This is a genomic window from Roseovarius halophilus (ex Wu et al. 2025), from assembly GCF_047086965.1.
The window spans coordinates 1-10347 of the sequence record NZ_JBKOTX010000192.1; the positions used below are offsets into that span (position 1 = coordinate 1).

Genomic DNA, 10347 nt, shown 5'->3' on the forward strand with positions numbered 1-10347 from the left:
TGGTGTTCGCATTGGCTCCCGCGGCGGCGCGTCGCCACCGAAGAGGCGCAGGGCCCCGTCGCCATGCGCACTTACCACCGTCTCGCCGAGCGCCACCGCCGCGGTCACATGCGCGCCGGTGTCCAGGTGCCGCCCCTCGGCCTCCAGCCGGGTCGGCGGGAAGCCGTCCCGGGCCGGCGCCGGATTCACGCCGCCTTGCATGCCGCGAAGCCCTCCTCGAGGCCCATGCCGTCGAGCCCGCGTCCGATGAAGACGAGCCGCGAGTAGCGCGCCGCGCCCTCGGGCCAGGGCCCCATGAAGTCGCCCTCCATGAGCATGTGGACCCCCTGGATGACGAACCGGTCACGCTCCCCGGCCATGTCCAGAATGCCCTTGGAGCGCAGGATGTCCTGCCCCTTCTCTTGCAGGAGCCGGCCGAACCACGCCTGGAACTTCTCCGGGTCGAGCGGCGTGTCGGACTCCAGCGCGACGCTGGTCACCGCGTCGTCATGCTCATGCGCGTGGTCGTCCTCGAGGAAATGCGGCTCGTTCTCGAGCACGCGCTTCAGGTCGAAGGCGTTCTGGCCCAGCACCGTGTCGAGCGGCACGCCGCAGCGCTCGGCATGGACGATGCGCGCATAGGGGTTCATGGCGCGGATGCGGGCCTCGACCCGCGCGAGGTGATCCGCGTCCACAAGGTCGATCTTGTTGAGCAGCACCATGTCGGCGAAGGCCAGCTGCTCGGCCGCCTCGTGGCTTTCTTCCAGCTGGGTCTCCAGGTGGCGGGCGTCGACGACGGTCACGACCGAGTCGAGCTGCGTCTTCTCGGCCACGTCGGCGTCGACGAAGAAGGTCTGCGCCACCGGGGCCGGGTCGGCGAGGCCCGTGGTCTCGACGAGGATCGCGTCGAACTTGTCGGCGCGCTTCATCAGCCCGCCGAGGATGCGAATGAGATCGCCCCGCACGGTGCAGCAGATGCAGCCGTTGTTCATCTCGAACACTTCCTCGTCGGCATCCACGACGAGGTCGTTGTCGATCCCGGTCTCGCCGAACTCGTTGACCACGACGGCGTATTTCCTGCCGTGCTGTTCGGTGAGGATTCGGTTGAGCAGGGTGGTCTTGCCGGCGCCGAGAAAGCCGGTCAGGACGGTTACAGGGACTTGTGCGGTCATGGTCGGATCCTTTTGGGTCAGGAGCTCAGCGCCTGTGCGAGCGTCGTCGCGTTGTGGCGCATCATGTCGAGATAGGTGGGCGCCGGGCCGTCCGGCTCGGACAGCGCGCCGGGGTAGAGCGTGCCACCGATGGTCGCGCCGGTCTCGTCCGCGATCTGCTCGAGCAGACGGGTGTCGGCGATGTTCTCGAAGAAGATCGCCGAGACGCCCTCCGCCCGGATCGTCTCGACGAGGCGCGCGACGTCCCTTGCCGACGCTTCGGACTCGGTGCTGACGCCCTGCGGCGACAGGAAGGTCAGGCCGTAGTCGCGCGCGAAATACTGGAACGCGTCGTGCGAGGTGACGACGATCCGCCGATCTTCCGGCAGGCCCGAGACGATCTCGCGGATCTCGGCATCAAGCGCCTCAATCTCGGCGACGTAATCGGCGCGGTTTTCGTAGAAGGTCGCCGCGTTCTCGGGATCGGCTTGGGCCAAAGCGGCGGTGATGGTGTCGACATAGCTCACCGCGTTGTCGAGGCTCTGCCAGGCATGCGGGTCGAAGGCGCCGTGGTCATGGCCGTCATGCCCCGCCCCGGCAAGGTCGTCGTGATCGTGGTCGTGGCCCGCCTCTTCCGCATGGTCCTCGTGGTCATGGTCATGATCGTGACCGGCCTCGGCGTGCTCCTCATGGTCGTGATCGTGGGCGGCCTCTTCCGCATGATCTTCATGCGCATGATCGTGCCCATCATCGTGGGCATGATCGTCGTGCCCGTGGTCGTGCTCGCCGTCGAAGGCGATCGGCTCGATCCCCGCCGTCGCCACGACGCGGCGCCCATCGAACTCGGACGCCTCGATCAGCCGGTCGAGCCAGCCCTCGAACTGCAGGCCGTTGACCACGAGCATCTCGGCCTCGCTCACCGCGCGGGCGGCTTGCGGCGTCGGCTGGTAGACATGCGCGTCACCGTTCGGGCCGACGAGCGTCGTGAGGGCCACGTGCTCGCCGCCGATGCGCGCCACCATGTCGCCGAGGATCGAGAAGGTGGCGACGACGGGGATCGGCCCGTCGGATTGCGCGAGCGCCGGCGCGCCCAGCGAGAGGGCGACAGCGGCGGTGGCGGATTTCAGGAGAGTTCTGCGGTTGGTCATTTGGATTTCCTTTCAGGCTTCAAGGTGGCGGCGCGGCAGCGCGCGCGCGACGAGACCGCCGGCCGGCCCGAAAACCAGCGACAGCCCGTAGGCGAGCCCCGCCACGAGGATGATCGCCGGCCCGGACGGCAGGCTGTAATGGTAGGAAAGCAGCAGCCCGCTGAGGCTCGCGAGGATCGCGACCGAGACGGCCGCGACGAGCAGCCCGCCGATGCCGGCCGCCCAGAACCGCGCGGCGGCGGCGGGCAGGATCATGATACCCACGGCCATCAGCGTGCCCAGGGCCTGGAAACTGCCGACGAGGCTGATCACGACGAGCGCGAGGAAGACGAAATGCGTCACCGCGCTCAACCCGCTGACCGAGCGCAGGAACTGCGGGTCGGCGCATTCCAGCACCAGCGGGCGGAACAGCAGCGCGAGCGTGACCACCGACAGGCTGGCGAGGCCGCAGAGCAGGATCAGCGCCGCATCGTCGAGCGCCAGCACCGTGCCGAAGAGCACGTGCATCAGGTCCACGTTGCTGCCGCGCGTGGACACGATCAGCACGCCGAGCGCGAGCGAGATCAGGTAGAAGGCCGCGAGGCTGGCATCCTCCCTGAGCGCCGTCGCCCGCGTGACGAAGCCCGACAGGAGCGCCACCGCCATGCCGGCGATCATGCCGCCGATGGTCATGGCCCCCAACGACAGGCCCGCCACGAGGTAGCCGACCGCGGCACCGGGCAGGATTGCGTGGGCCATGGCGTCGCCGGTCAGGCTCATCCGCCGCAGCATCAGGAACACGCCCACCGGCGTCGCGCCGACCGAGATCGCGATGCAGCCCAGCAGCGCGCGGCGCATGAAGCCGAAATCGGCGAAGGGCTGGATGACGGCGTCCCAGATCATGCCGCGCCCCGGTCGCAGACGCCTGCATCGGGGTCCGGCGCCTCGGCCATGGTCCGGGCGCGGAACTGGTTCTCGGCCGTCAGCACGCCCGCGGTTGGACCGTGAGCCACCAGTTCGCGCGCCAGCATCAGCGTCTCGGGGAAATGCGCGCGTACCGTCTCGAAATCGTGCAGCACGGCAATCACCGTGCGCCCCTCGCCGTGCCAACGCCGCACAAGGCCGAGGAGATCGGCCATGGTGCGGGCGTCGATCGCGGTGAACGGCTCGTCGAGCAGCACCAGCCGCGCCTCCTGCAAAAGGAGCCGCGCAAAGAGCACGCGCTGCATCTGCCCGCCCGACAGCGCACCGATGGGCCGGTCCTCGAACCCGGTCAGACCGACGGCAGATACCGCCCCGGCGACGCGGTCGAGGTGGTGCGGGCGCAGGCGTCCGAAAGCGCCGACTTCGCGCCAGAGCCCCATGGCCACCAGATCGCGCACCGAGATCGGAAAGGAGCGGTCGATGTCGGATTGCTGGGGCAGATAGGCGATGTCATCGCGATTGATACCGCCGAGCGCGATCCGCCCTTCCAGCGGCGCCAGCGTGCCGATCACGCCCTTGAGCAGCGTCGACTTGCCCGCCCCGTTCGGGCCGACGATTGCCGTCAGGCTGCCCTCGGCAATCTCGGCCTCGAGGTGATGGACCACCGGGTGCCGATCGTAGCCCAGCGTCAGATTGCGGAAGGTGAGCGCTGCGGTCATGGCGCCCCCGGGCTGGACGTGGCCCAGACGAAGCCGAACCAGAGGAGCGCCACGATCACGGCCGCACCGGCCAGCCTGGGGCCGGCGCCGAGCAGCAGCAGGCGAAGGGTGGGTCGCCACGACGTCATGCCGGCGCCTGCCCCGCGCCGCAGGACGCGCAAAGCCCGTGGATCTCGATCACGTGCCGTGCGGGCCGGAAGCCGGACCTGCCCGCCACGCTGGACAGGTCTTCGAGCAGATCGGGGGCGACGCTTTCTTCCACCGTCCCGCAATCGTCGCAGATCGACAGGATCGAGGCCTGCATGTGCTGGTCACACTGGCAAGCGATGAAGGCATTCATCGATTCGAGCCGGTGCACGCGCCCACGCTCCGTCAGGGCCGCGAGGGCGCGGTAGATCGTGGGCGGCGCGATCTTGGGATGGCTCTCGCGCAGCGCGCCCAGCACCTCGTAAGCAGACAGCGGACCGCCCCGGCGGCGCAGAACCGCCAGCACGTCCGCCTGAATCTTCTCACCGCGCTTGCCCATGACGGCCTCCGATACTTTCTCAGGGACTGAGATCGTATATTATAACGTAACACAATAGATCCGGTCCGGATGGGCGGGGCCAAGGCCGATGGTCTTCAAGCCTCCCAGGGTTTTCGGAACGTGCCTGGCATGGCCCGGCGAAGATCACGGCAGGGCAGCCGGTCGACCTGTCTCGGGCAATCCCTATCGTTGGGTTATGAAGGGGAGCCACGTAGTGCCGGGGCTGAGATGCAGGACGCGATTCCTCGCAAACTTGAGCTGATCTGGGTAATGCCAGCGTCGCGAGGTGACCGTGCTATCGAGGGCATAAGTCTCGGCGTGTGCGATGTCCGACGATTTCGCCGGCATCATCCATGGCGCCCTCAGGGCGCTGGATCCGTCGCATGACCAACTGGCGCCTCTCCCGATACCTACACCCCGGATTTCGACCCCATCGAGATGGCGTTTTCAAAGAACAAAGCACACCTGCGAACGATCAGTGCACGCCCCTTCACCGCCATGTTCAACGCAATCGCCGAGACCTTAGATACCTGCTCATTGGAAGAAGACCGGGACTACTTAACGCCGACCGGACATTTCACAGGTGACACGCGGGGCGTTTTAACCAGTTCGATGTCTGTCGTTGCGTCGATCGCAAGGCGGAGTTAGAGCGCCCGGTGTTGCATCCAGAAAACCGCACGTGCCGCCCTTGACAGCCGCCGGCAATGTCCGGCGCGACAGGGTCAGATCAGACCTTTCTGGCTCGCGATAATCACGGCATGGGCGCGGTTTCTGGCGCCGAGGCGGCTACAAAGCGCTCGCATTTTCATCTTGATGGTGATCTCGGTCTTGCCCGTCTCGATCGCGATTTCCTTGTTCGTCTTGCCCTCGGCCACGGATTTCAGGATCAAGCGGTCCTTTTTCGTGATGTCCGCCGGGTCATCGTCGGCCTGACGCTTGTGCTGCTGCAACTCCAACGGAACGAATTCGTTTCCGTCGGCGATCAGCCGCAGCGTGGTCGGCAGGCTGCGCAACGATTGCGCCTTGGGGATGTAGCCCTTGGCGCCAAGGTCTATCGCCTGCCAGATGAAATCCTGATCGGCGGTGCCGGAAAAAATGACAACGGCTCCCTTTGCCGCGGCCTCGATCACCTGCTTCACCGATTTGAGGCCCGTCATGCCCGGCATGGATATGTCCAGCAGCACCAGGTCGAGGTGACCCGGCCTGTTACGCAGGGTGCTCAACGTCTCTGACAAGTTATAAACAACCTGTACGTCGAAATCGTCCTCGTTCAACAGGTTTGATCGGAGAGATTCACCGATCATCTTGTGGTCATCGGCAATCAGCACCGATATGGATTCGTTCCGGGTCATTTTTCCGTCCGACGTGTCGGCGCCCCCGTTCAAAATGTCCATTTCCAAACTTCCTTCAGTCCTGTTCACGGCGTTCGCTTCATGCGCTGCCCACGTTCGACTCTATACAGACCGCTCGTCAAAAAATACCGATCTGAAGTTGCGCTTATAATGACGATGGGTTCCGACGCCATCGAAAACGTGGCGCCGGGGCCGCGGCCGGCAACATACTCGTTAGTATCGGCGCGACCCTTAAGTTATCTTTCACAGACCTTCTGATCTGGTAGGGTCGTCCAGCGTTTTTCACGATTTTCAGGAGACATCGATGACATACAGGTTCCTTTTCCGGGTTATTTTTTTCACCCTCGCGTTGACGTTGGTTCTCTTCCGCGTGTCGACGGCTGCGGCCCAAGAAGCGCCCGTGCTGCTGACAATCCATCCTGCCGACGGGTCGGAACCCGTAAAATTGAAAGATGACGATCTTATGGCGATGGAGCAGGAGGCCTTCGTGACCTCGACCCTGTGGACCAAGGGCACCAACGAGTTTTCGGGCCCGTCGCTGCACGATGTTCTGACACAAGCCGGCGCGCGCGAGCCATTCGCGATCAAGTTGGTCGCCGCAAATGATTATTCGGCACCTATCGGGCCTGAGCTCATAGACGAGACATATCCGATCATTGCCAACAGGATCGACGGGAAACGCTTCTCCATACGCGAAAAAGGCCCGCTTTGGATCATGTACCCCTTCGATTCGGGAACCGGGTACAAGCGTGAGGTAAACTACAGCGCGTCCGTCTGGCAATTGACGGAAATATGGATGACCGGCCCTGATCAGGACATGTCGGACGCCAACTGATACCGGGCGGGACACCATGGCGCGATGGAAGCAGTTTGTCGGGGTCCTGACCCTGTTGCTTGCAGAAGGCATCCTTGTGCTGGTGTTCCAGCAGCTTTCCGAGAAGCTGGAAAAATTTTCCTTCGCGCGCTCGGACAATGATGCGTGGAATTTCGCCCAGGTCGAAGTCGCTTTCAGCCGCTTTCAGACGGCCTTGCAGGCCGGGCTGATCGACGTTCGGTCCGATGGTCAACAGGACCCGGCAAATGCGGCTGAAATTCGCAAGCAGTTCAACTTGTTCTATGCGCGTGTCGATACCGTGGCCGAGCGGTACGACATGTTCCAGAGCCAGCCGATGACCAACCGACTCCTGCAGCAGGTGCAGGATGCGCGCGACCGTTTGACGCCGGTGATCGACGCGGACGCGTTCATGACCGGGCCGCAATTGCGGGCGATGCTGAAAACTGCCGAGGACATGCGCCCGGAAATACGCGATTTCGCACTTGCCGCCATGCACACGGCCATCGAGAATCAGGAAAGTGAGCGCGTCAAGGTCCATGCTTCCCTGCGGCAATCGATCCTGACCCTGACGGGCCTGGTTCTTGTACTGCTGGTCCTTGGCGGCGTGCTTGCGTACCTGTGGCGTACGCTGGCGAGCAAGAACGCATCCGAGCGAAACCTTGTTGCCTACCTCGCCAAGCTGATCGAGGTGTCCAGCGACGGCATCGTTGTGGTGGACCGAGACCTCAGGATCACCGACCTCAACCGCACGGCCGAGCGCATGTTCGGCGTCGACCACGCGTCACTGCGGGGGGCGAACGTGGTGGATACCCTCGGCCCGAGAAAACATAAGGGCGCGATGAAGAAACGGCTCCAGGCCATCCTGAACGGAAAGCGGGACCCCGAGAATGAAATTCGCCGCGTACCAATCATCGCGTCCCGCAAGGATGGTACGAACTTTCCAGCGGAATTGAGCGTGGTTCGTGTCCGTGACCAGTCGCGCGAGAAGGTTCTGGTCGGTTTCCTGCGCGACCTGTCAGCGGAACGGCACGCGCGGCTGGCCGCGCGGCGCGCACTGGCACAGGCGCGCAACGAAGCGGCCGCAAAACAGCGTTTCCTTGCGACAATGAGCCACGAAATACGTACACCGCTGCACAGTATCGTCGTGGCGACGGAAATGACACAGGCTGCCGATCCGTCGTCAACAGCTGCCGGCTACCTGCCCACCGTGAAAGCCGCTGCGCAAACGGCACTGCAGCAGGTCGAGGATGTCCTTGAAATCGCCAAGGACGCGGAAAGGCAGCCCCCGCAGGTGGTCGAGGATCTCGATGCGCGGGCGGTTGTATATCCCGTTTTCCTGCAGATGCAGCCGCTGGCACGGTCGCGGGGCAACCGGCTGATCTTCGATTGGCCCGACCGGGCACTTGTGACCGGGTCTTCGGAATATTTGTCCAAGGTGGTTCACAACCTTGTCTCCAATGCCATCAAGGCCACCGAGGACGGCCTCGTCACCATCCGCGGATCGACCTGCACACGCGAGGGCCGGCCCGTTTTGCAACTGGAAATAGCGGATACCGGGATCGGGATGGGCGAGGCGGAGCAGACAAGAATTTTCGAAGACTTCGTTTCGGGGTTCAGGACGTCGGAAACCACCGGCTCCGGAACGGGGCTCGGGCTGGGTATCGTCAAGCGCGCCCTCGCTTCGCTGAACGGCCGGATCGAGCTGGAAAGCACGCCGGGGCAAGGCACTGTCTTCCGCGTGATCGTACCGCTTTCCGTCCACCAGGATATATTGGGGAGCGACACCCAACATGCTGAGCCCCCTGCATCCGCCGCCAAGGAAGAGCCTGCGCAGATCTCTACCGTCCCTTTGACAGCCGGGAAGGTTCTCGTGGTCGAGGATCATGACACAAACCGTCACCTGCTCGAAACCATGCTGTCAAAGTCGGGGTACAGCGTCACGACCGCGGCCGACGGGCTCACCGGGCTCGCGATGGCTGTCGATACCGGTTTTGACCTGATCCTGACAGATATCAACATGCCCAAGTTGTCCGGAGACGGGGTCGCACGATGCCTGCGGCATTCAAGCGTTTCCGGTGACGCCTGCATCATCGCGGTGACAGCCAAGGCGACAATCGCGACAGCGCGAGAGGCATCGATAACCGAGGGCGGGATCGACGCCTTCCTGTTCAAGCCATTCGACAGCGCGCGGCTCAACGATGCGATCCGGGATGCCCTCGACGAACGCGCTCACGGCGTGCCGGGCACCAAGGGCCTGACCACCGGCCCCGCCGCACAAGACGCGCCGTTCCCCGCGGATAGCAACGAGGCGATGCTGACCCCGTCGCTCGTGGCTGGTGCTTTTCACGACATGCAGGCCCTGCTTGAACGCATGCCCGATCCGGCGCGCGCAGAGGAAACGCCAACGGCATTCGACGAACTGGGGAAATTCGCGCATTACGTTGCCGGGAGCCTGCTTTTCATGGGATACCAAAGGCTCGGGGCTGCGTTGCAGGACCTGGAGCGCATGTGCCACGAGCGCGACCTGCAAGGCCTGTACGGCATGAAGATCGTACTGGACGTGGAAACAGAACGGCTTTTCCAAGGTTTTCGGGCCGAAACCGCCTCGGCCTAACCGCGTGGTAACAGTCGCACGCCAGACAACCAAAGTAGGTTCATACAACTTGTGTTTTGACGAGAGCGCATAAGCGACCGCGCCGTCATCTGGCCTTGGTAGTAAGTCTGAGTGTATCACGGAATGATCACTGGAGAGGACAGATGTTCAGCATTTTCGACGGTCCGGATGCGCAATGCGTCCTGCTCAGCATCCGCCCCGCCTTGGTCCACGCTCTTGGTCAGGTCCTCGAACAGAACGAGGCGACCATGGAACACGTCAAGGATTACACGGCACTGGCGGATGCGCTCGAAACGATCCCGGACCTGAACTACATCCTAATCGATCTCGATGCTCATGAAGGTGTGAACGCCCAGTTCCCCTTCCTGCGCCACATTCGCGATAGCTTCCCGGGCAAGCACATGATCCTGCTGTCGGAAGACTTCCAGACCGACGAATTCGGAACACACCGTCTGACACTGGGGGACATATCCCTGCGGGTGCCGGTCCTGCATGCCTCGCTCGAGCTCGCGCTTCTTCAGGCGCCCGTCAACAATCTCCAATGGCGCGCGCGGCAGGCCGAGCAGCCGCCGCGAACCGCCGCTGTTTCTGCTGGTTAACGATCACCACGGTCGGGATGCCGGTCTGCGCCACCGGGTACCAAGGTTGGCGGCAATTCCCCGGAATGATGGATCGCACGGGTCCCACGCCGGCGGTCCCGGGCCAACAGAGGGCGGCAACCGTGGAACAGTATGTCGGCATCGACGTGTCACTGGCAATGTTGAGCGTCTGCGGGATGGATCGCCGCGATGGGGGCGGGCTTACGCAACGCCTGTGGCTGGGATGGTTCCGACCGCTACAGTCCAATTTGACCTCGGCCCGGGAAGTGCGTGACTTGCGGGTAGCGCGGGAGCAGCTTCAGAAGTGAATGCGTGTCATCTAGCTCGGCCGCAGCGGCATGCCCAGGGGCTTCGGGTTCAGGATTGGCAAAGTCAGCAAGGGGCCGCGTTGCCGAGCGCAAGCAACGAGACCGGTCCGCCGATCAATACCTGTAGTGTTCAGGTTTGTAGGGTCCTTTGGGTTTGACGCCGATATACTCGGCCTGGTCGTCGCGCAGCTTTGTGAGCTTGACGCCGATGCG

Annotated in this window: 12 protein-coding genes; 3 read left to right on the plus strand and 9 right to left on the minus strand. The window is 63.7% G+C overall.

What is annotated here, in order from left to right; all coding sequences use genetic code 11:
- The 8 genes from ACH107_RS26045 to ACH107_RS26080 all read right to left on the minus strand — a co-directional run.
- Window positions 1-189 (minus strand): hypothetical protein (locus ACH107_RS26045; protein ID WP_412508540.1); only part of this gene is annotated, 189 nt, incomplete at its 3' end.
- Complete coding sequence (locus ACH107_RS26050) at window positions 186-1151, minus strand: CobW family GTP-binding protein (RefSeq protein WP_412508542.1); 966 nt, start codon at window positions 1149-1151, stop codon at window positions 186-188. The genes ACH107_RS26050 and ACH107_RS26045, both read right to left, overlap by 4 nt.
- A 17-nt stretch (window positions 1152-1168) precedes the next feature.
- Window positions 1169-2278 carry a metal ABC transporter substrate-binding protein gene (locus ACH107_RS26055; protein WP_412508544.1) on the minus strand — a complete coding sequence of 370 codons (1110 nt, stop codon included), beginning with the start codon at window positions 2276-2278 and terminating at the stop codon, window positions 1169-1171.
- A 12-nt stretch (window positions 2279-2290) separates the two neighbouring features.
- Window positions 2291-3160 carry a metal ABC transporter permease gene (locus ACH107_RS26060; RefSeq protein ID WP_412508545.1) on the minus strand — a complete coding sequence of 290 codons (870 nt, stop codon included), beginning with the start codon at window positions 3158-3160 and terminating at the stop codon, window positions 2291-2293.
- On the minus strand, window positions 3157-3900 hold the full coding sequence (aztA, locus tag ACH107_RS26065) for a zinc ABC transporter ATP-binding protein AztA (protein WP_412508546.1): 744 nt from the start codon (window positions 3898-3900) through the stop codon (window positions 3157-3159). The genes ACH107_RS26060 and aztA overlap by 4 nt, the downstream gene beginning before the upstream one ends.
- Window positions 3897-4028 (minus strand): hypothetical protein, encoded by a 132-nt coding sequence (locus ACH107_RS26070; RefSeq protein WP_412508547.1) that lies wholly within the window; start codon window positions 4026-4028, stop codon window positions 3897-3899. Before ACH107_RS26070 ends, aztA begins: the two co-directional genes overlap by 4 nt.
- Window positions 4025-4426, minus strand: coding sequence for a Fur family transcriptional regulator (locus ACH107_RS26075; protein WP_412508548.1), 402 nt, complete (start codon window positions 4424-4426; stop codon window positions 4025-4027). The genes ACH107_RS26070 and ACH107_RS26075 overlap by 4 nt, the downstream gene beginning before the upstream one ends.
- Window positions 4427-5148: 722 nt before the next feature.
- Entirely contained in the window at window positions 5149-5820 is a 672-nt protein-coding gene (locus ACH107_RS26080) for a response regulator transcription factor (protein ID WP_412508550.1), read from the minus strand.
- 262 nt (window positions 5821-6082) lie between these two features.
- Here ACH107_RS26080 and ACH107_RS26085 point away from each other — a divergent pair, with 262 nt between their 5' ends.
- The 3 genes from ACH107_RS26085 (at window position 6083) to ACH107_RS26095 (ending at window position 9826) form a co-directional block, all read left to right on the plus strand.
- Complete coding sequence (locus ACH107_RS26085; protein WP_412508551.1) at window positions 6083-6613, plus strand: oxidoreductase; 531 nt, start codon at window positions 6083-6085, stop codon at window positions 6611-6613.
- Between the two features lie 16 nt (window positions 6614-6629).
- On the plus strand, window positions 6630-9227 hold the full coding sequence (locus tag ACH107_RS26090) for an ATP-binding protein (RefSeq protein ID WP_412508553.1): 2598 nt from the start codon (window positions 6630-6632) through the stop codon (window positions 9225-9227).
- Window positions 9228-9370: 143 nt separating this feature from the next.
- Entirely contained in the window at window positions 9371-9826 is a 456-nt protein-coding gene (locus ACH107_RS26095; protein WP_412508555.1) for a hypothetical protein, read from the plus strand.
- Window positions 9827-10248: 422 nt separating this feature from the next.
- Here the strand turns inward: ACH107_RS26095 and ACH107_RS26100 are convergent.
- A partial coding sequence (locus ACH107_RS26100; protein WP_412508556.1) for an adenosylhomocysteinase occupies window positions 10249-10347 on the minus strand: 99 nt, incomplete at its 5' end.

Coding starts and splice junctions, on each gene's coding strand:
- ACH107_RS26060 (WP_412508545.1), bottom strand. CDS start 3,160: ATGATCTGGGACGCCGTCATCCAGCCCTTCGCCGATTTCGGCTTCATG.
- ACH107_RS26090 (WP_412508553.1), top strand. CDS start 6,630: ATGGCGCGATGGAAGCAGTTTGTCGGGGTCCTGACCCTGTTGCTTGCA.
- ACH107_RS26095 (WP_412508555.1), top strand. CDS start 9,371: ATGTTCAGCATTTTCGACGGTCCGGATGCGCAATGCGTCCTGCTCAGC.
- ACH107_RS26085 (WP_412508551.1), top strand. CDS start 6,083: ATGACATACAGGTTCCTTTTCCGGGTTATTTTTTTCACCCTCGCGTTG.
- ACH107_RS26055 (WP_412508544.1), bottom strand. CDS start 2,278: ATGACCAACCGCAGAACTCTCCTGAAATCCGCCACCGCCGCTGTCGCC.
- ACH107_RS26050 (WP_412508542.1), bottom strand. CDS start 1,151: ATGACCGCACAAGTCCCTGTAACCGTCCTGACCGGCTTTCTCGGCGCC.
- ACH107_RS26075 (WP_412508548.1), bottom strand. CDS start 4,426: ATGGGCAAGCGCGGTGAGAAGATTCAGGCGGACGTGCTGGCGGTTCTG.
- aztA (WP_412508546.1), bottom strand. CDS start 3,900: ATGACCGCAGCGCTCACCTTCCGCAATCTGACGCTGGGCTACGATCGG.
- ACH107_RS26080 (WP_412508550.1), bottom strand. CDS start 5,820: ATGGACATTTTGAACGGGGGCGCCGACACGTCGGACGGAAAAATGACC.
- ACH107_RS26070 (WP_412508547.1), bottom strand. CDS start 4,028: ATGACGTCGTGGCGACCCACCCTTCGCCTGCTGCTGCTCGGCGCCGGC.